The sequence below is a fragment of the Amycolatopsis circi genome, from assembly GCF_003385235.1.
In the GTDB taxonomy this organism is placed as follows: Bacteria; Actinomycetota; Actinomycetes; order Mycobacteriales; family Pseudonocardiaceae; genus Amycolatopsis; species Amycolatopsis circi.
The window spans coordinates 92,770-112,996 of record NZ_PQIA01000009.1; the positions used below are offsets into that span (position 1 = coordinate 92,770).

The 20,227-nt window shown below is 67.9% G+C and carries 17 protein-coding genes; 7 read left to right on the plus strand and 10 right to left on the minus strand.

What is annotated here, in order from left to right:
* Positions 1-6: 6 nt before the first annotated feature.
* Both D0D37_RS04685 and D0D37_RS47770 read left to right on the plus strand, forming a co-directional pair.
* Entirely contained in the window at positions 7-219 is a 213-nt protein-coding gene (locus tag D0D37_RS04685) for a helix-turn-helix domain-containing protein (protein ID WP_037810528.1), read from the plus strand.
* A gap of 82 nt (positions 220-301) precedes the next feature.
* On the plus strand, positions 302-1,606 hold the full coding sequence (locus tag D0D37_RS47770; protein ID WP_244223384.1) for a tyrosine-type recombinase/integrase: 1,305 nt from the start codon (positions 302-304) through the stop codon (positions 1,604-1,606).
* A gap of 38 nt (positions 1,607-1,644) precedes the next feature.
* Here D0D37_RS47770 and D0D37_RS04695 read toward each other — a convergent pair whose 3' ends face one another.
* The gene (locus D0D37_RS04695; RefSeq protein WP_116199262.1) at positions 1,645-3,000 is read right to left on the minus strand and encodes an NAD-dependent succinate-semialdehyde dehydrogenase; all 1,356 of its coding nucleotides are present in this window, start codon (positions 2,998-3,000) and stop codon (positions 1,645-1,647) included.
* 238 nt (positions 3,001-3,238) lie between these two features.
* On the opposite strand from D0D37_RS04695, the gene D0D37_RS04700 reads away from it, so the two are divergent.
* A complete protein-coding gene (locus D0D37_RS04700; RefSeq protein WP_116199263.1) occupies positions 3,239-3,754 on the plus strand; it encodes a lytic polysaccharide monooxygenase auxiliary activity family 9 protein in 516 nt (171 codons plus the stop codon).
* A 55-nt stretch (positions 3,755-3,809) separates the two neighbouring features.
* On the opposite strand, the gene D0D37_RS04705 is transcribed toward D0D37_RS04700, so the two are convergent.
* The 4 genes from D0D37_RS04705 to D0D37_RS04720 form a co-directional block, all read right to left on the minus strand.
* Positions 3,810-4,607, minus strand: a complete 798-nt coding sequence (locus D0D37_RS04705) for a nuclear transport factor 2 family protein (protein WP_116199264.1) — start codon at positions 4,605-4,607, stop codon at positions 3,810-3,812.
* Between the two features lie 36 nt (positions 4,608-4,643).
* Complete coding sequence (locus D0D37_RS04710) at positions 4,644-4,886, minus strand: PLDc N-terminal domain-containing protein (protein ID WP_116199265.1); 243 nt, start codon at positions 4,884-4,886, stop codon at positions 4,644-4,646.
* 121 nt (positions 4,887-5,007) lie between these two features.
* Complete coding sequence (locus D0D37_RS04715) at positions 5,008-6,123, minus strand: FAD-dependent oxidoreductase (RefSeq protein WP_116199266.1); 1,116 nt, start codon at positions 6,121-6,123, stop codon at positions 5,008-5,010.
* 1,249 nt (positions 6,124-7,372) lie between these two features.
* On the minus strand, positions 7,373-10,723 hold the full coding sequence (locus tag D0D37_RS04720) for a TM0106 family RecB-like putative nuclease (RefSeq protein ID WP_116199267.1): 3,351 nt from the start codon (positions 10,721-10,723) through the stop codon (positions 7,373-7,375).
* A gap of 119 nt (positions 10,724-10,842) precedes the next feature.
* Between D0D37_RS04720 and D0D37_RS04725 the strand changes: the two genes are divergently transcribed.
* Positions 10,843-11,382 (plus strand): GNAT family N-acetyltransferase, encoded by a 540-nt coding sequence (locus tag D0D37_RS04725; protein WP_208719800.1) that lies wholly within the window; start codon positions 10,843-10,845, stop codon positions 11,380-11,382.
* Between the two features lie 106 nt (positions 11,383-11,488).
* Here the strand turns inward: D0D37_RS04725 and D0D37_RS04730 are convergent, their stop codons facing one another.
* The 4 genes from D0D37_RS04730 to D0D37_RS04745 all read right to left on the minus strand — a co-directional run bounded on the left by D0D37_RS04730 (position 11,489) and on the right by D0D37_RS04745 (position 15,379).
* A complete protein-coding gene (locus D0D37_RS04730) occupies positions 11,489-12,355 on the minus strand; it encodes an aminoglycoside phosphotransferase family protein (RefSeq protein ID WP_116199269.1) in 867 nt (288 codons plus the stop codon).
* Between the two features lie 30 nt (positions 12,356-12,385).
* Positions 12,386-13,294: a ribonuclease Z gene (locus D0D37_RS04735; RefSeq protein WP_116199288.1), complete on the minus strand. Its 909-nt coding sequence runs from the start codon at positions 13,292-13,294 to the stop codon at positions 12,386-12,388.
* 154 nt (positions 13,295-13,448) lie between these two features.
* Complete coding sequence (locus D0D37_RS04740; protein WP_116199270.1) at positions 13,449-14,414, minus strand: NAD-dependent epimerase/dehydratase family protein; 966 nt, start codon at positions 14,412-14,414, stop codon at positions 13,449-13,451.
* Positions 14,411-15,379 carry a ScbA/BarX family gamma-butyrolactone biosynthesis protein gene (locus D0D37_RS04745; protein WP_116199271.1) on the minus strand — a complete coding sequence of 323 codons (969 nt, stop codon included), beginning with the start codon at positions 15,377-15,379 and terminating at the stop codon, positions 14,411-14,413. The genes D0D37_RS04740 and D0D37_RS04745 overlap by 4 nt, the downstream gene beginning before the upstream one ends.
* 180 nt (positions 15,380-15,559) lie before the next feature.
* Between D0D37_RS04745 and D0D37_RS04750 the strand changes: the two genes are divergently transcribed.
* On the plus strand, positions 15,560-16,183 hold the full coding sequence (locus D0D37_RS04750; protein WP_116199272.1) for a ScbR family autoregulator-binding transcription factor: 624 nt from the start codon (positions 15,560-15,562) through the stop codon (positions 16,181-16,183).
* Positions 16,184-16,282: 99 nt separating this feature from the next.
* Here the strand turns inward: D0D37_RS04750 and D0D37_RS04755 are convergent, their stop codons facing one another.
* The gene (locus tag D0D37_RS04755; RefSeq protein WP_244223385.1) at positions 16,283-16,993 is read right to left on the minus strand and encodes a ScbR family autoregulator-binding transcription factor; all 711 of its coding nucleotides are present in this window, start codon (positions 16,991-16,993) and stop codon (positions 16,283-16,285) included.
* Positions 16,994-17,174: 181 nt separating this feature from the next.
* Here D0D37_RS04755 and D0D37_RS04760 point away from each other — a divergent pair, with 181 nt between their 5' ends.
* Complete coding sequence (locus D0D37_RS04760) at positions 17,175-17,942, plus strand: AfsR/SARP family transcriptional regulator (RefSeq protein WP_116199274.1); 768 nt, start codon at positions 17,175-17,177, stop codon at positions 17,940-17,942.
* Between the two features lie 759 nt (positions 17,943-18,701).
* Positions 18,702-20,069: an IS1380 family transposase gene (locus tag D0D37_RS04765; RefSeq protein WP_116199275.1), complete on the plus strand. Its 1,368-nt coding sequence runs from the start codon at positions 18,702-18,704 to the stop codon at positions 20,067-20,069.
* The last annotated feature ends 158 nt before the right edge of the window (positions 20,070-20,227 follow it).

A 20,227-nucleotide genomic window follows, 5' to 3' on the forward strand; every position in this document is an offset into this window, starting at 1 on the left:
GGTTCTATGGGGGCACAAGTCACGGTGGTGAGTGTCGAAGGTCTGTGGTCTCCGGACGAGCTGGCGGCGTTTCTCGGCATCCCGCCGAAGACGTTGCGTGACTGGCGTTTCAAGGGCTACGGCCCGTCCTGGAAGAAGATCGGGAAGCACGTTCGGTACAGCCCGGAAACGGTGCGTCAGTGGCTGGAAAGCCTCGACGAATCAACGGAAGCGGCGTAGCTGCCAACTGCGACGGCCCTCCCCGCGCCCCGACAAAGAGGCGCGGGGAGGAGTCGCGTTCGCGTACAACGGAGGAGACGACATGAAAGGTCACGTACAAGACCGCTGGTGGCGGCAGAAAAAGGACGAGCAAGGCAAGCCCGTGTTCAATGCCAAGGGCCATCCTGTTCGAGAGAAGACCGAACTGTTCGGCAAAGGCGAACGCTATAAGGTCCGGTACTACGATGCGGAAGGCAACGAGCGATCGAAGTCCTTCCCGGACAAACAACTTACGCGGGCACGTGCCTTCCTGACCAAGATGCAGCACGACGTGATGACGGGCGAGTACATCGCGCCGGAGTCGGGCGACGAGAAGTTTCGCGACTACACCGCGCAGTGGCAGAAGGGGCAGTCTTCCGACGCAGGGACGCGCCAGACTGTCAACAGCCACCTCAAGACCGGGATCTTCCCTTTCCTCGGGGACAAGCCGTTGAAGGTGGTCGAGAAGACCGACACAATCCGCGATTGGCTCGACTGGCTGGAGAGGCCGAAGAAGGAGGGCGGCCGGGGCCTCATGGCTTCGTATCGCGCGGTCCTCTTCGACACAGTGTCCGCCATCCTTCAAGCCGCGGCGGACGACAAAAAGGTCCGGTCTAACCCGTGCCGCGCCAAGAGCATCAAACGGCCGAAGCCGCTGCAACGCAAGGTGATCCCCTGGGCTGAGTCACGCATGCACGCGGTCCAGCTCGCTTTGCCACCGGAGTACACCGTAGTGGTTCCGCTTGGTGCCGGGCTTGGGTTGCGACAGATGGAGATCTTCGGGTTCAGCCCGGACGACATCGACCGCGACGAGATGATCGTCAACGTTCAGCGCCAGATCCGGTGGATCGGCGGGCAACCGGTGTTCTCTCCTCCCAAGGGCGGGAAGACGCGAGTGGTCCCGCTCGGAGCTGGTGTCCTCGACCAAGTTGACGACCACATCGCCAAATACGAGCCGGTGACCCTCACACTCCCCTGGCTTGAACCTGGCGGCCCGCCCGAGACTGTCCGGCTGCTAATCAGTCGGGTCCTCCGGCGGTCCCGTCAGTACCGGAACAAGCCTGTGTGGCACATCATCAAGGGGTCGAACTTCACGAGGGGCGAGTGGAAGTGCGCGTTCGTGTCCGCCGGACTGGACTACGTCGACCGCCGCGACGGGATGCACGCGATGCGGCACTTCTACGCTTCCACGCTGCTCGCTCAAGGCGTATCGATCAAAGAGGTAGCTGAGTACCTCGGCCACCACGACCCCGGCTACACCCTCCGCATCTACACCCATCTCGTGCCGTCGAGCCATAAGCGGGCTCGGGTCGCCGCCGACAAGGTGTTCGCTCCGCGTCAGGCCGTCACCGAGTCCGAGACGGCCTGATGACGGCCTGAGGGGGTCCACAACTGCAAACGTGCAGGTCAGAGGCGGATAGATTTCTTGTTCATGAACTCCTCGATCCCCGAAGGCCCCAACTCCCGCCCCATCCCCGACCGCTTGATCCCGCCGAACGGCAAATCCGCCTGCGATCCACCGGATTTGTTGAAATACACCATTCCCGCCTCCAGCCGATCCGCGGCGCGGCGCAAACGCGCCGGGTCCGTGCCGAACACAGCCGCGCCCAAACCAAACGGCGAGTCATTCGCGATCTCGATAGCATGATCATCCGAATCCGCCCGGAACAAGATCGCCACCGGCCCGAAGATCTCCTCCCGGTAAGCGTCCATCTCCGGAGTGACATCAGTCAGCACAGTCGCCTCCAGATACGCACCCTCACCACGACGGCCACCGGTACGCAAAGTCGCCCCCTGCTCCACCGCGCGAGCCACCTGCCCAGCGACCTCGTCAGCAGCGGCGACGGAAGCCAGCGGAGGCAGCTTCGTAGCCGGGTCAGCCGGATCCCCCGGGACGTAATAGTCGGCGACCCGCTTGGTGAAACGGTCCGCGAATTCCTCATAAAGCTCATACTGGACAATAATCCGCTTAGGTGCATTACAGGATTGCCCACAGTTACGCATCCGCGCGGTCGCGACAGCCTGCACCGTTTCGTCCAGATCCGCGGTGTCGAGAACCAGCAACGGATCCGCGCCGCCCAGTTCCAGTACGCATCGTTTCAGATTCCGGCCTGCTTCGGCTGCCACGGAGATACCGGCCTGTTCGCTGCCGGTCAGGGAAACGCCTTGAATGCGCGGGTCGGCGAGAATCGACGGGACCTGGCGGCTCGAAGCGAAGACGTTTACGTAAGCATCGTCCGGTACGCCTGCTTCGTGCAGAATTTCCTCGATCGCCAGCGCTGAACGCGGGCAGATCGACGCGTGCTTGAGCAGGATTGTATTGCCCAGCACCAGATTCGGCGCGACGAACCGGGCCACCTGGTAGCACGGGAAATTCCACGGCATCACGCCGAGCAGCGCGCCGATCGGTTCCTTGCGGATGACCGCGGATCCGCCGCGAATCGCGAGGGGCTGGTCGGCGATCAGGTCCGGCCCGCGCTCCGCGTAGTAGCGGAAGATGTCCACGACGATCCCGACCTCGCCGCGGCCTTCGTTGATTCGCTTGCCCATCTCCAAGGTCATGATGGCGGCCAACTCGTCGGCACGCCGCTCGAACAGGTCTGCGGCGCGTGCGACGATCGCTGCTCGTTCCGCTACCGGACGGTCCCGCCAGCTGCGATATCCGTTGCCGACGCGCTCGATCGCCGCGCGAACCTCCTCGTCGGTCGCGTTCTCGATTTCCTCGATCAGCTGGCCCGTGGCCGGGTCGGTCACCGTGTACATCGCGGTCTCCCTGCGGTCGGCATCCTCGCCCGCATCCTATTGCATACAGTATCCCGATGTACAGATAACGCAGAGTAGCTGATTCTTGACCGAGTGCGGGCGGCCGGGTATGGTCTAGACCACAAATCTCCCCACCCCCACCGCCCGCGCACCACCCCACCGCGGGCTCGTCGGTCGTGCCGTGGCTCGTCCGGCCGCCCTCCGGCGCGGGAGCGGGCCCGGCTTCGAAGGAGCCACCATGCCCCGCAAACGCACGATGCTCACCGCACTCGGCGGCGCGATACTCGCTCCGGTGCTGATGCTGATCGGCCCCGGCATCGCCAGCGCGCACGGCTACGTCAACTCCCCGCCGAGCAGGCAGGCGCAATGCGCCGACGGAACGGTGTCCTGCGGCGACATCAAATGGGAACCGCAGAGCGTCGAAGGGCCCAAGGGCCTGCAGAGCTGCAGCGGCGGCAACGAGCGGTTCGCCGACCTCGACGACGACAGCAAGGGCTGGAAGGTCACCCCGGTCAGCACCCAGGTCACCTTCACCTGGGTGTTCACCGCGCGCCACCGCACCAGCGACTACGAGTACTTCATCGGCGGCACCCAGGTCGCGAGCTTCAGCGGCAACGACCAGGCCCCGCCGGAAACCGTGTCGCACCAGGTCGACCTGAGCGGCTACACCGGACAGCAGAAGGTGCTCGCGGTGTGGAACATCGCGGACACCGGCAACGCGTTCTACGCCTGCATCGACTTGAACGTTTCCTGACCGCGTGAAAATGCCGGGCAGCCGGGCGGACTCTCCGCTCCGGCTGCCCGGCGTTTCATCCGGCGAATGCCTCCGCGACGGCAAGGCTGTCTTCGTAAACGTGGTACCGCGTGATCAATCCGTCGCTGACGGTCAGACACACCGCGAAGCTCGTCGCGAAACGCTTGCCGGTCAGCTTGACCGTCTGGGAACTCGTCCCGACGAGCACCGCGTCCGGGCCGTCGATCAGGATCCGGTCGACCCGGATCTCGCTTTCCTCGGCAGCACAGGCATTTCCGAGCATCCGGAAGTGGTCCGCGACGTCCGCCCGGGAGGAGCGAGGGCGAATCCAAGGCACCGTGGGATGCTCCGGTTCCGGCCAGCTCACCCGCCAGTCGACTGCTTCCGCGAAAAGCTCCGCGATCCGATCCGGGTCGCCCTGCGCGAGCCGACGCACGAATTCGTCCGCCGCAACCCGTGCGTCCGGGAACGCGGGGCGAGGCGGTTCGGCGAATTGGCAGTCGCGCCGGATGCGGCCGTCCTCGCCGAGTTCAGCCACGACAAAGCCGGTCCAGACGACCTCCCCGCCCGCTGCGGGGACCATGCACGTGCTGAACCGGACCATGCCGTGATGGCCGACCGCGTCTCCGGCGGACCGGAACACGAATCCCGCCCCGCCAACGAATTCTTCGAAAGCCTCGCGGACCCGACTCTCGAGTGCCTGATGCCCCCGATACTCCGCGGACTCGATGAACTGCACCCCGTCCTCGGCCCACAACGAGGCGATCGCCGTGCGGCGGGCGGCCGGGTCGGATTCGTTCCACACTGCGACATACCGCTCGGCGAACTTGCCAGCGTCAATCTCATGATCCATGCCGGGACGCTAACTGCGGTCCACTGACATCTTGTGTCAGCGAAAGGAAGCTTCCGCGCTCTTCTTGCCGACCAGGAACCACAGCATCGGCCCGAGGAACGGCGCGCAGAACGCGAAGATCACCCACACGAACTTCATCCCGAGACCGAGCGGACTGCCGAGCACGCTCACCAGCGCACCGATGAACAGCAAGATCGGAAACGCCACCAGCGCCACCATCCCGGCAACGGCGGCGAACTGCAGGCCTCGATGGACAGTGTCGGCCAGAACGGCGGTCATCGGCGGATTCCTCTCTCACAGCGGGTTGAGGCCCATTCTGCGAGCGGAACCGCCCGGCCCGGATCGGCTTGACGGCTCGATCCGGGTACCGCTTAAGTCGTACTTGCGTCCACTGTGGACGTCAGGCTCCGAACAGCTCGAGCAGGGCCGCCGGTGCGTCCGCGCGGAAACAGCTGTCGAGACTTTGCGCCGACTCCGCCGCCGATTTCGCGCTGCGCGGGAACAACGCGGCCTCGTACTCGGCGAGCGCGCGTTCGACGTCGTCCGGGTGCCGGGCAAGGGCGAGCCCCAGCTCAGCACCGTCGAGCATGGCGAGGTTGGCACCCTCCCCTGCGAATGGCGACATCAGGTGCGCGGCGTCGCCGACCAGCGTGACCCCGGGCACCCGCGCCCACGAATGCTCCACCGGGAGCGCGTGGATCAAGCGCGGGACCAGGTCGCCGTCCGCGTCCGCGACCAGCGCGCGGAGCTGGTCAGGCCAGCCGTCGAAGTGGCTCAGCACGGCGGCTTTGGCGGCGTCGCGGTCGGTGAAGTCGACGGACGCGGTCCAGGTTTCCGGGACGCGCACGGCGGCGTAGACGTGCAGGCTGCCGTCCGGTTCGCGGTGCGCGAGGAAGCCTTTGTCCTCGCCGAGCGCGAAGCTCATGCCGCCGCCGAGGAGCGCTGCCGCGTCCGGGTGCCGGGTGTCGGCTTCGAGGAGGTCGATCTCGACGAAGGAGATCCCGGTGTACGCCGGTTTCTCCGGCGAGACCAGGGGACGGATCCGCGACCAGGCGCCGTCGGCTCCGACGAGCACGTCGGTGGTCAGGAACGTGCCGTCGGCGAGGGTGAGCCGATGCCGTCCGTCGGACAGCGGCTCCGCGGCGGTGACCTTCGTGCCCCAGCGGACGGTGCCTTCCGGCAGCGAGTTGAGGAGGAGGTCGCGCAGAGCCCCGCGGTCGATCTCGGGCCGGTCGCCAGTGCCGTCGTCCGCCTCGGAGAACAGGAGGGCGGCGGTCCGGTCGTAGACGCGGGTTTCCTGGCCGCCTGAATGGACCAGGGCGCGGAATTCGGCGTGCAGGCCGGCGGCGCGGAGGGCGACCTGGCCGGAGTCGTCGTGGATGTCGAGCATGCCGCCCTGCGCGCGGGCGGACGGGGAGACGTCGAGGTCGAGGACGGTGGCTTCGATGCCGTGGACGTGCAGGACGCGGGCGAGGCTGAGACCGCCGAGGCCGGCGCCGACGATGGTGATGGTCATGAGGTGCTCCCTTTCTTCGTGGTGGCTGCGCTTCAGACTAACGAACATGTTCGTTACGAACAAGTTCGTTCTGGAGTGATGCCGGTCAACTGGAGGGGCGGATCTGGTTCGGCTGCGCGGGTGGCTCTTGGAGTGGCGGCGCTCGGCGTTGCTGGGCGATTCCAGGAGCGGGGGCGCTCGGCGACGCTGGACGGTTCCAGGAGGGGCCGCGCTCGGCGTTGCTGGGCCGAGCGCGGGCGGACACGGCGAATGGACAACGATTCGCCAAGCGGGACAACCTGATCGAGGTTCAGCCGTCGTCGGCTACCCGGGCCGACCAAGCGGTCACTCGATCGGTGGCGATCCAGATCACCTTGTGGGGCCGGAACATTCGCGCGGTTCGAGCGTTGTACAGGGTGTCGGTACGGAGGTGCCCCCGGGCCTCACCTTCTGCCTTCCAGGAATACCGGTTCGGCCGGAGCCTGGTCGTGCCACTCGCCGCGAGGCGGCCCCCGTACCGGCGCAGAACTACCCGCTCCGCGCGACTGCTCCCCCCGGCGCGGAACGGGATCCGGTGCTCCTGCTCCCGCCGGCCGGTAACCCCCAGCCGGTCCGGAGGAGAGCGGGAGCACACCCCCGGCCGCGGGAATGTTCTTGGCCCGCAATGAGTTGTATTGAATAGCGGCAACCACGATTGGCCTTGTGAACCGGATACGCCGAACTCGCCCGATACGCCGCCGAGCCTCTTCGGCGTGCCGGACGATCCGGGTAAGACGGTCCGTATCGAACACGCTCGGGTGCGGGACAGCCCGAACGAGACCGTCCACACCGAACACACCGGTGTCCGGGGCAGGCCGAACGAGACAGTCCGGACCGAACAGTCCGAGGTGCGGGACCGCCGAACGAGACCGTCCGCCCCGAACACGCCAGGGTGCGGCACAGCCCGAAAGGGACTGTCCGCGCCGAACCCGCCAGTTTTCTCCCAGCCACCCCGTCCGCTGCGGTATCTCCCCCAGTGCCCCGCGCGGACGGGGATCCCGCGCCCCCGCTCCGGCTCCCGCAAGCCGGACGCGCGGGGGCGCTCTCAGACCACCTCGCTCGCCGCGCCACCCCTCCCCCACGGTCGCGCGAGCGGGGACATGTGCCCGCCCGGCCGCCGGATCCCGACCGGACCGGCCGGGGCGGGCACTCCCCAGCAGCTCAGCCGCTGCAGGTCAGCTACTGCAGCTCAGTCGCTGCAGGCCAGCCGCTGCAGGTCAGTGGACGCAGGTCAGCCGATCCATTCGCGGGCGTCGCGCAGCAACCCCAGCATGCCGGAGACCAGCCGCATCTGGTCCACCGTTCTGATGTCGGCTTCGAGCAGCTTCGGGGAGCACACCAGGACCGCGACGGACTGCGCGCGCGACAGAGCGACATTCAACCGGTTGCGGGACAACAGAAAATCCAGGCCTCGCGGCAAGTCTACCGCCGACGAGGACGTCATGGTGGTCACCACAACGGGTGCTTCTTGGCCCTGGAACCGGTCCACCGTACCGACGCGGACGTCGCCGAAACCAGCGTCGGACAAGGCGCGCGTCACGACTCGCGCCTGCAGGTTATACGGTGCCACGACTAGGAAATCGGCGTCAGTGAGCGGACGGCCTTCCCACGACCGGCCGTGCAGCGACTTGATCACCGAGACCACTTCCCCGGCTTCTTCCACCGAACGCGTGGTGTTCCCGCTGTGCTCGACTGTGGCCAGATAGAGACCCGAGGGGAAACCGTCGATCGAGCGTTCCGCGGTGGGATGCGAGTGCAGCAAACCCGCGTACGACAGGTTCGACACCGGCGCGCACACAGCGGGATGCATCCGGCGCGTCAGATCGAGGAAATATCCCAGCTCCGGCGGGATGATGTCCGCGTCGCCGATCAAGTGGCCGAGCGCGGACGCCTCCGCGCCTGCTGGGTGCGTGCCCTGCACCACCTGCGGCAACTGCTGCGGATCCCCTAGCAACACCACGTTCTTCGCGCACATCGACACCGCCAGCGCGTCCGCGAGGGCGAACTGACCGGCTTCGTCGATCACGAGAACGTCGAAGGGTTCCTCGCGCACGGCGGCATTGGCGAAGGTCCACGCCGTGCCGCCGACCAGGTGGCCGGTGTCATGCTCTTCACGCCACTGTACCAGCGCCTTGTTGTTTTTCGGTTGTTCCCAAGGCAATTCCGGGTCCGGCGTCCGCTTCGCGCGCTTGGCGCAGGCCATCTCCGGCGCGTTCTCCATGGCCGCCGAGAGCACGTTCTCGACCGCTTTGTGACTGTTCGAGGTGACGCCGACGGTCCGGCCCGAACGCACCAGATGCGCGATGAGTTTCCCGGCCAGGTAAGTCTTTCCGGCTCCGGGTGGGCCCTGGACGGCGAGCACGGAACCGTCGAGCTGGTCGACCGCGGTGATCACCGTGGCGACCAAATCTTCCCCCGGTTCGGGCAAACCGCCGCGCAACCGGGGGATACGGCGGAGCAGGTCGACGCCGGGGTGTGACGGCAGCGCGGGCAGAGTTTCGCCTACCAGCCGGGCGAGATCGGCTACCGCCTCGTCCTTCGGCGACGGACGGACCGGGCTGCCCGGCAGGACTGCTGCGGGACGGTCGTTGGACGTCTGATCTGGAGCGCTGCTCTCTTCCAGGGTTACTTCGACGGCCGTTGCGGAGACGACTTTCGCGTCGCGAGCGTCAGCGCCGTAACGCAAGCGCACGTCGTCGCCGGGTGCGAACGGGTGCGGACGGTCGGGGTCGCACCTCACGACGAGCGTGCGTTTCGCGGTGCGCAACCGGCCGGACGGCGGCACCCACTCGCCCGCGGTCACCGACAGCGGGACCGCGCAGGTCGTGTCCACTTCGAGGTCGCTGAGCGGGGCGGCCAGCTGCCGGAAGAACTCCCACCACGCCGGGTTCGTCTCGCGGCGGTGGTAACCGACGGAGGCGGCCAGCAGCGCGCGGGCGTGGTCGTCGGGAGTGAAATCGGCGGGGTCTTCGGGGAGGCCGTCCAGGAGCGGATCGACCAAAGCCGCCATCGCGGCGGCGCGTTCGGCTCGGCGCTGGGCGGCTTCTTCCTCTTCGGTGCGACGGAGCAGAGCGTCCACTTCGGACTCAGGATCCGGCTCGGCCAGGTCGATTCCGGCTTCGGCGCGCACACGGTGGAGGAATTCGTGCAGGCGCAAGGTAGAGACGCAGTCGTACTCGTTGTAGTCCGCGATGCCGCGGAGAATTTCGTCGGCTTGCTCGGCGTTTCCTGCCGAGGAGAGCGTCAGGTAGTCCTCGTACGCCTCGATGCTCGACGCTGCCGTTTTTACGTCGCCATCGCGGGCTTCCGGCATGTACAGTGGTTCTAAATACTTGATCGAATACGACCGCTGTCCTACCCGCAAAGCCTTGCGTACCACGGCATACAGGTCGATCATCGCGCCGCTGCGCAGCAGCTCGTCCACGGCTTCCTCGCGCGTGCCGTGCACGGCAGCCAGCCGCTTGATCGCCGTGACCTCGTACGGCGCGTAGTGGTAGACGTGCGCGTCGGGGTGTTCCGCGAGCCGTGCGGTGGCGAAGTCGATGAACTCCTCGAACGCTCGTTTCTCCTGCGCGCGCGAGTGTGCCCAGAACGGGGTGAAGCGCTGGTCCGGGGTTACTGCGCCGAAGAGGTACTCCAGGCCGGTGCCAGCCAATGCGTACGGGTCGCCTTCCATGTCGAAGAAGACGTCGCCGGGGCTGGCTTCGGGCAGTGCGGCGAGCGCGTCCGGGGCGATGATTTCGTAGGCCAGCTCACCGGTTTCGTCCTGCCGGACCTGGATCGCGGCCTGCGCGCGCAACGAGGCGAACGTGCCCTCGGACATGTCGCGCGGACGGTCGGCGGGATCGGCGCCGGCGAGCGCGTCGATGGTGCCGAGCCCGGCGGTCGCCAGCTTGCGCCGCTGCTCGCTGCGCATCCCGGCGACCAGCGACAGGTCCCGGTCGGCCTCGCGCGCGGACGAACAGTGGTCGGCGAACGCGCATCCGGTGCACGCCGGACGCTCGTCGGCCCAGATCCGGTCCGGCAACTGGGGCGGACGGTCCTGCAACCGGTCGCGGAGCCGGTCCACGAGCGGGAGGAAGTCGTCGACGCGGAGACTGCGCGTGCTGCCGTCGCCGAGCAGCAGGTGCATCTCCGGGCCGGCGGGCCAGCCGCCTCGGCGCAGCGCGTCGGCATACGCGGTGAGCTGCACGACCGCGGACGGCTTGGCGTGCCGGGCGAGCTTCGTGTCGTAGACCTCGTAGCGGCCCTGGTCGTCGCGGAGGAGGAAATCGGCGCGGCCGGAAAACTCGCCGTCGTGGAAGACCGCCTGGTAGACCACCGGCGCGCCCGCGCGCAACGCTTCCTCGGTGGCCTTCGCCGCGACGACCGGATCGTGCTCCTCGATCTCGACGACCTGCGTCCGCTCGGCGCGCAACCGTCCGAGCGTGGCCGCCTCGTGCGCCCGCCCGTGCTTCACCGCCAGCCGATCGGGTGCGGAACTGGGCCGCGGCGCGCCGGGTATCCCCGCCGCCAATGCCTGCTTGAGGATGCTCCGGTGCTCGCATTCGAGCAGGTCAGCGAGATCAGACGGCGTGTACATCGCCCGGCAGTCTGTCATGGGCGATGGTGGGCGCTAGCGAGGCGGGTGGCGACACGCCGCCCGGAATTGTCGGTGGCGGGTGGGATGATCTTGGGGTGGTTCGGAGGGGGTGGATGCTCGTGACGGTCGTCTTGTCGATACCTCAAACCGAGTCCGCGGCCGCCTTGCGGTTGCGGCCGTGGCGAGCGGAGGATCGGCCGGTGCTGGTCGCCGCGCATCGTGATCCGTTGCTGCGCCGCCGGTTGACGAAGCCTCTCGTCGACGACGCCGAGGCCCGGCGATGGCTGGACGCGCAGGTCTCCGGCTGGGACTCCTCGACGCAGTTCAGTTTCGCGGTGGTGGCCGACGATGACTCGCCGCTCGGCCACATCGTCGTGAAGGTTCGCGACGCTGGGACCGCTGAGGTCGGTTACTGGACGGCCGCTCAAGCTCGGGGGCGCGGTATCGCTGCCCGGGCGTTGGAAACCACGTCCAGGTGGGCGCTCGGCACGCAGCAGTTCGTCCCGTTGAGCCGCCTGGAGCTGCTGCACGCCGAGGACAACCCGGCGTCCTGCCGGGTCGCGGAGAAGTGCGGCTACGTCCTCGACGAACTGCTGCCGCCAGCACCGCCGGACTTTCCCGTCAGCGGGCACCGGCACGTGCGCGCCGCAAAAGGCTGACGACCAGCTGGGGACATCGTCGGCCATCAAGGATTTCGACAACCCAGCGAACCGGTCATACGTCTGCCTGCCGAAGAGGACTGGTAGGTCTCGTGGGCTTGCCCTGCTACGAGTCCGGAATTTCCGGGAGACCGCTAGCGGGCCTCTCCAGCCAGGCCACGACGGCGCGGACGAAACCGTCGACCCTCGACAAGGGCTTCCCGGTGAAGACCGCGTGCAGATGCTCGACGCCAATCGGGTCGTTCCACGCCTGAGCGCGCCGGAAGGTCTCCTCGTCGGCAGCCGCGCGGAGGACGTCCCAGCCGTGCCAGCTCGCGACGAGCGCCGCGTCGATGGCTGGGTCCCCCAAGATGGCGAGGTCCCAATCGAGGACACCGGTCAGTTTGCCGCTGGTGTCGAAGTGGACGTTGCTGCCGCCGAGGTCGCCGTGGACGAGTCTGGCGGGGACCTCCTTGAGTGCGAGCAGCGCGTCCAACCGCTGCTGGACGCATGGTTGCCACCCCTCGGGCAGTTGTGGGATCACCTCGCGCAAGATCTCCGCCCAGCCCAGGCCGTTGGCGTATCTGCGCGGCCGGTGGAGAACGGCTTCAAGCTCCGGTGAGATCTCAACCTCGCGCAGCGCGGTCAACAGCGAACCGAACGCCGCTGGGTCGCCGACGCCTTCTGGCAAACCTTCGCCGTCGATCCAGGAGACCGCGACGGCCGCGCGGTCTCCGAACGTCGTCACCGGAGTCAGCTGTTCTGGCACGGCGAAGGGCAGTCCGGCCGCGGCGACGGCGCGAAGGATCTCGACTCGGCGCGGCAGCTCCGCGGCGGAGTCGGGGCGTTTGCTGATCCGCACCGCGGCGACGCCGGGCAAGAGCACGACGTGGTGCATATTCCCTTGGGTGGCAAGGCGAGCGGAGTCCACCGCAGAACCGGGGACAAGGGCTTCGGCGATTTCCAGCACGTCAGCGGGGACCGGTTGAGCCATCACGCCATGATGCCGGACCCGGCCGCAACCTCACCGGCGAGGAGGCAGCGGCACCACGTCCAGATCGCGGGCCACGTGGATCTCTCCGTCGAACACCTTCGCGGCCTCGTCGCGGAACCGGTCCGCTTCCTCGTACGGGTAGCGCTGCGAGAAGTGCGTCAGCAGCAACTCCCGGGCACCCGATTCAGCCGCTAGCCGGCCGGCGTCGGTGCTGGTCAGGTGGCCGTAGCGGTAGGCAAGGTCGGCGTCTTCGGCGCGGAAGGTCGATTCGGCGATCAGCAAATCCGCTTCGTGCGCGCAGGCGAACGCGCCCGGGCACAGGCGCGTGTCCATCACGAACGCGACCACTTGGCCTGGACGCGGTGTGCTCACGTTCTCCAGTCGGACCACGCCGTGAGGTGTCTCTAGTACGCCGTCGGCCTGGAGTTTTCGGACGGCGGGGCCTTGCACGCCTGCTGCGGCGAGTGCGTCCGGCAACATCCGGATGCCGTCGGGCTCGGCGTAGCGGTAGCCGAAGCAGTCGATGCGGTGTTCCAGCGGGTATGCCGACAGGGCGCCACCTAGCGGGCCAGGTACGGAGATCGGCAGCGGGACCAGTTCGGCGCGTTCGTGGAACGACGTCGAGTGCCGCAGGCGGTCGAAGTACTCCTGGCCGGACGCTGGGTAGTGGCAGCGCACCGGGTGCGCGACGCCGTCGAGGGACAGCCGTTGGATGATGCCGGCGAGGCCGAGGCTGTGGTCGCCGTGGAAGTGGGTGACGCACAGGTGCGTGAGTTCGCTCGCCGTCGCCCCGGCGTACATCATCTGCCGCTGGGTGCCTTCGCCCGGATCGAAGAGGATGCCGTCGGCGTCGAAGCGCAGCAGGTAGCCGTTGTGGTTGCGGTGCCGGGTCGGCGTCTGGCTCGCCGAACCCAGCACGACTAGCTCGCGTCGGGACATGACGATCATCTTCGCGCCACGCCCGGGCTCGCCGCCACCGAAATGAACTTCGCGGAAACAGCGGCGGCCGTCCGGGATGACATTCTCCGGACGGCCGCGCGCCGCGAACAATTGCCGCGCGAATTCGTTCGATTACTTTCCGCGAATTCGATCTTCAACCGGCAACGGGAATTGCCAGCGTTTCCCGATACCAGTTCCGGGATTGGGCCAAACGGACGCCGAGTCCCGGTCCGGGGGACACGCCGGTGACTTCCCAGACCTTTCCGCTGTCGTACCAATGGTCCCGGGTGAGCAGCGACCATTGGTGCTCGCTGAGCCACGGCGTGCGTGCCCGGTGCTCGGCGAGCGGCAGGTCGGAATCGGGAATCGGCAGGTCAAGCAGGGTGCAGACGGCCTCGAGCAGCTCGCGGATCCGCACCGGTTTCGGGTCGGCGACGTGGAACACCTCGCCGGGCCTGCCCAGTGCCGGGTCCAGCGCGAACGCGCTGAGCACGGCAGCAAGATCCCAGGACGAGACCACTGATGTCCGCGCCGTGCCGCCCGCGGCCCAGGCGGGCACCGCTTGCAGCCACTTGACCAGCGCCGGGACCACGTGCCGGTCACCGTCGCCGTACACCAGGTGCGGGCGCAAAACGATCCCGCCTGCCGCGCGGACCTGCTGTTCCCCGACCAGCCTGGTGCGGCTGGTGGCCGAGGCGGGCCCGAGGTCCATTGTGTCCTCGGGCTCGCCCCGGTGGTCGCCGTCGCGGTAGACCGCGCAGGTGCTGAGGCTGACGATGCGACGCGTGCCCGCGCGGTGTGCTTCCGCGAGAAGCCGGGCCGTGCCGCGATCGTTGACCTCCGCGCATTCCTCTTCGGTGCCGCCGATCCGGGACGCGGCGTGCACGAGCGTCGAAACGCCCGCGCACGCCCCGGCCAGCCCGGCGGCGTCGGTGAGGTCGCCTCGGTGGATCCGCGCGCCGGATCGCGCGATCCACTCCGGCACCGCACCGCGCGCCAGCACCCGCACGGCGGCGCCGCGGGCGAGCAACGCCCGCAGCACCGCCGAGCCGATGAACCCGGTCGCTCCGGTGAGGAGGATTTCCCCGGTCGTACTGTCCGCCCCCAGGCCGGCAGTCATGACCTGCGCATCGCCAGGATGCCGGTCGCCGCCGCGCGACCCTTCTGCTCCAGCACCACGCGCACCACGCGGGACCCGTCGGCGTCGGGTTCGAGTTCCTCGGCCACCAGCAGGCATTCGGAGTCGAACTCGACGTAGGCGGAGAACTCGAAATCCGAGCGCAACGGCAGCGCGTACGGATCGCCGAGCGTCAACAGCGCCGCCTGCCGCGCGCCCTCCAGCAGCACCATGCCCGGGACATGGTCCACCGAGTGGTCGAACAGCACCGGATGGTCCGGATCGAACTGCAGCGACCAGGTTCCCGGAACCGCGGTGTCCGCGACCAGCACGTCTTCCTCGCGGTCCCGGCCGACGAGCACCGGGTCCACCGTGGGCAGCGCGCGGGCTTGGAACGGCGTCGCCGCGAAGTGGTCGCCGCGCAGCCGGCGGTAGACCGCCGGGGACACGCAGCGCCAGGTCTCCGAAGCGGTGCCGACCAGTTCGTCGTCGCGGAAGCAGCCGAACTCGGCCCGCATGCCGATGAGATTCTTGCCCCGGAACACCGGGTCGTGCGCGCTCGCCCGCAGCACCACGTCGATCGGCCGACCCTCGGTGACCAGCCCTTCGGGGGTGATAGAGCTGGTCTTGCGGTCGGAGATGAACGCGTTGCCGAGCGAAACGCCGTAGGCGCGGTGCGCGATCAGCAGCCCCGCCTGGCGGCAGGTTTCCGCGTACAGCATGGGGTCGTGCGACCCCGGAGCGCACGGGCCGAAGAAGCCGTGCCGGCGCGGCCACTGCGCGCCGACTTCGAACTGGCCCTCGCCCACGATCTTCAGGTCGGTGACGAAAACTTCCGAAACGGCCGCGCGGTGCACGAGATTGCGCGGGATCGTCTGCTGGAAGTCGACCGGGCGGCCGCCCGGCGAACTTTCGCCATCAGTGATGAAGGTTCTTCTGACAGACTCCTCTAACAGCGTACCGACCATGTCGGTCCTCCCAGAAAAAAGTACTTCCCCAGTACCCCCACCACATTTTTAGCGGAAAGGCGCGGACAAAACCATACCTACCTACCGGTTTTTTTCTCTGGCTCCGACGGCCGCAACGGAGGTAGACTGGCGTGTCAGCGCGGCCGTTCCGGGCCCGCGGCTTCCCGAAAGGAGTGCGCAGTGGCTCGCCAGGAACGCGCGGAGCAGACCCGCAAGGCCATCCTCGACGCCGCCGCGTCCAGGTTCGACGCGGTCGGCTTCCTCGGCGCGAGCCTGTCGGACATCCTCGCCGAGGCCGGAGTCACCAAGGGCGCGCTGTACTTTCACTTCAGGTCCAAGGAAGAGCTGGCGGACGCGTTGATCCGCGAGCAGTTCACCGTGTGGGACCCGCTGGCCGGCATCGACGATCCCGGGCTGCAGACCGCCATCGACCTCACCCAGAACATGGGGCACAGCCTGCGTTCCGACGTGCGCGTGCGCGCGGGCATCCGGCTGGTCATCGAGCAGGGCTCGTTCGTCACCCCGGCCGCGAACGCCTACAAGCAGTGGATCGACACCGTGCACGGGTTGCTGCTCGCCGCGAAAGCGGCCGGCGACCTGCGGAAAGAGATCAACGCGCACGATCTCGCGCAGTACGTGGTCGCGTCGTTCACCGGGAGCCAGCTCAGCTCGCAGGTGCTGACCGGGCGGACGGACCTGCACGAGCGGATCACGTTCATGTGGCAGATGATCCTGAACTCGGCGGTCCCGCCCCGGCGGCTGCACCGGTTCGATCCGGCCGGGACTCCCGCCGATTCCGAGTGAGGTCCAGGACAGCGGACCGGGCGGTCGGTTCGCTGTCCTGAAACCGTTGTCGCGCAACGTGTTTCAAGGATCCGCCACGAGCAAAAGGTCGGTCGGCGTTCAGCTGCCAGTCGCCTCCGAGGCCTGCGAACTCACCGGTTGTGCCGCCTCGATCACCCGCCACAGCTCGGAAAGCGTGTTCGCCAGGTCCGTACCGGCCGGGATCGTCCCGCTCGCCGCCGCCGACTCGAGGCCCACGCAGGTCACCAGGACCAGCAGCGCCGCCATGTCCGGGCGGACGTGCGGGCTCAGCTCCCCCGCTCCGTGCGCCGCGGCGATGTGCGCGCGCACCTGCCCCAGCCACGCGCGCACGAACGCGACGAACCGCGGGTCGTTCGAACCCATTTCGCGGGCGAGCCGGAAGCTCGCGCCCACCTTCGCGTCCTCGGCCAGCCAGCTCATCAGCGCCCGGCTCAGGTCGGCCAGCCTGCGCAGATGCGGACGGCGACCGCGTGCTTGCGCGACGTGCTCGTGCAGGACCGCGACCGCGGCCGACTGCACCTCGTCGCACACTTCGTCCTTCGACGAGAAGTGGAAGTACAGGCCGCCCTTGGTGACGCCCGCTTCGCGCGCGATGTCCACCATGCTCGTGGCCGCGTAGCCGTCGCGGTGCAGCAGCACCGCCGCGGCGTCCAGCAGCAGGTGCCTGGTCAGCTCCGCACGGGCCTGTTTCGTCACCGTCTTCCCCATCGTCTCGCGCCGGGAACGGCACGGCGTGCGTTCCGGCCACCCCAGCATGACATACCGACCGCCCGGTTTACCAGAGTTCATGCCCGATTACCTGGCAACACGCGGCATCTCAAGATCGAAACAGACCAACCTCCCGGTTTTTCCTTGAAAACCGACCTCCCGGTTTGCTATGGTCCAGTGGTGGACCCGGCTCGGACCGGCAGGCAGCGGCGCTGGGGGCGCCGCCGGGCGGGTCCGGCGCGAGAGACACCGGAGGGCAGTCATGCTGAACTACGAAATCCTCGGACAGATCAGAGTGAGCGGCCGGCCCGGCGTCTGCGCCCCGCGGGCCCGCAAGATCGAGACCCTGCTGTCCGTGCTGCTGGCGAAGAACAACCAGGTCGTGACCGCCGAGCACCTGATCGGCGAGATCTGGGGCGAGCATCCGCCCTCGCGGGCGAGTGCGGCGCTGTATGTGTACGTGTCGCAGCTGCGGAAACTGTTGCGGGGCACTAATAAGGATGCGGAAGAGAGTCCTGTGGTCACCAGTCCGCGGGGGTATTCGCTGCACGTCGGCATCGACGAGCTTGATGCTGATCGGTTCACTCGGCTTTACGAGCAGGGTCGTACGCTGCATTGGGATCGCAGCTACGGGCAGGCGGCGAAGGTGCTGCGGGAGGCTACGAAACTGTGGCGCGGGCTGGCTTTCGGGGGGTTCATCGATTCTCCTGACGTGCAGGGGTATGCGACCCTGCTTGAGGAGAGCCGGCTTGGGTGTCTTGAGTTGCTGATGGAGACCGAGTTGCTCATCGGGCGGCATCGTGAAGTGGTCGGGCAGTTGTCCGCGCTCGCGAAGGAGCATACGCTTCGGGAGACGTTTACTGAGTATTTGATGACTGCGCTCGCTCGGTCCAATCGGCGGGCTGAGGCGTTGGAGACGTTCGCGTCGGCGCGGCAGAATTTGGTGCAGCAGCTGGGGATCGAGCCGGGGAGTTCGTTGCGGAAGCTGCACCACAGCATTCTTGTCGGGGAGATGTCGGACGCGGTTTGATCCTGTATCCGCGTTTGGGTTGGCCCGGTCTTCCGTCTTGCGGGGGGCCGGGTTCTTTGTGCGCGGCTGCGCCGCGAAAGAGTGGTTGCGTGGGGCACCCCGAAGCTGATTGTGCTGACGGTCTGAGGGTGGTTGTCAAGGCGGGAAAGATGCCTTGACAACCACCCTCAGACCGCAGAGAAGGCTTCGTATCGGGGTGCGGGGGTGGTCTGGGTGCCTCGAACGTTGAGCGAATCGGTGGCGGTTCGCGGGCGGGGCCAGCGCCGCAATGCAGCATTGGGTGCATTGCGACGCACCCGACGCCGCATTGCCGCATTGCGGTGCACCCCGGCAGGCGGGGACGGGCCGTGAAGGACCCCTCGAGGGAATCCCAGTCCCTGAAGGGGCCCCTCACGGACCATCGTCGGCCGTGAGGGGAACCCTGACGGACTCAGAGTCCCTGAAGGTGGCCCTCACGGAACTCCACCATCCCCCTAAGTCCGTGAAGGACCCCTTGGGGGAATCCAAGTCCGTGAAGGTGGCCCTCACGGACCATCGGAGGTCGTGAGGGGAACCCTGAGGGACTCAGAGTCCCTGAAGGTGGCCCTCACGGAACTCCGCCGTCCCCGAAGTCCGTGAAGGGCTCCTTGAGGGAATCTGACCTGGATCCACCGGTGTTTGTGGTGTTGTAGGCCGTGTCTGGACGCGCAGATGCCCTCTGGCCTGGGATGGTTGTTCTTGCGAAGGAAAGACCAATCCGAGCGAGAGGGCATCTGCTGGATGCGATCGTCTCATAGTGCCGCCGCGGTGTCGGCGAGGTTCGACGACTCGAATCTGGTGTCGCATGCGGGGCTGGTGCCGGTGATGCGGCTGGCCCGCGATGCCGGGCTGGGCGAACTGGCCGAGGGGATGCTCACCCTGGGAACGACCGCGGGGTCCAACGCGGGCGCGAAAGTGTCGACGATCGTGGCCGGGATGGCCGCGGGCGCGGACTCCATCGACGGCCTGGACGTCGTCCGCCACGGCGGCATGGCGAGATTGTTCACCGGTGTCAGAGCTCCCTCCACGCTGGGCACGTTCCTGCGCGATTTCACCCCCGGCCACGTCGCCCAGTTGGAGAACGTCACCGGTCAGGCCCTGCGGGGCCTGCTCGCGCGGGTCCCGCTGCTGCCCGGCGCCGGGCAGGTCGCGTTCCTCGACATCGACTCCAAGATCACGCCGGTGTCCGGGCGCGGCAAAGACGGCGCCAAGACCGGCTACACGGGAGCCCTCGGGCTGAACTTCCTCGCCGGATGCCTGTCCACCCCGATCAGCGCACCGGTGATCACCGGGACCCGCCTGCGCGGCGGGCAGGCTCATTCCGCCCGCAACGCAGTCTCGTTCGTGCGCCGCAACCTCGCGGCCGCCCGCGCCTGCGGCGCGACCGGAACACTGGTAGTGCGGCTGGATTCCGGTTTCTACCACGGGGAAATCCTGGCCGCGGTCATCGCCGGCGGGGCCCGGTTCTCCGTCACCGCACCGCAGAACTCCTCGGTCCGCGCCGCGATCGCCGCGATCGACGAGACAGCGTGGACGCGCATCGGCTACGGCCCGCCCTGCCGCGACGACGGACGAGCCGGCACCGCCGAGGTCGCGGAAACCCCCTGCACCGCGTTCACCAACCCGAGCCGCAACGGCCAGTTCATCACCGCCCGCCTCGTCGTCCGCCGCGTCCGCGACACCGCCGCCGACGCCCGCGACGCGACCGGGGAACTGTTCCCCGCCTACCGCTACCAGGCCGTGTTCACCAACACCACGGTCGACACCGCCGCCGCCGAAGCCCAGCACCGCGGCCGCGCCGGAACCATCGAGCAGATCTTCGCCGACCTCAACAACTCCGCCCTGGCGCACTTCCCCTCCGGCCGGTTCCACGCCAACGCCGCCTGGCTCGCCCTCGCCGCGTTCACCCACAACCTCCTGCGCGCCGCGGGCTGCCTCGCCAGCCATTTCCACGCCAAAGCCCGCACCGGCACCATCCGCGCCCAGCTGATCGCCGTCGCCGCCCGCCTCACCCGCACCGCACGCACCACCACCCTGCGCCTGCCGCAACACTGGCCATGGCAAGACAGCTGGCACGGCCTCTTCACCGCCACCCACCGAAAAACCTGACCCGCCCACACCCGCCCACCCCGACCCGAACCAGTGGAAAGCGCTGGTTCGACGACAGCCACCCCACCACCCCCACCCCCCCAACCCGCACCCGCACCGCACGCACCACCACCAGACACCACCACAAAAAACAACCAGTTGATCCAGGTCAGATTCCC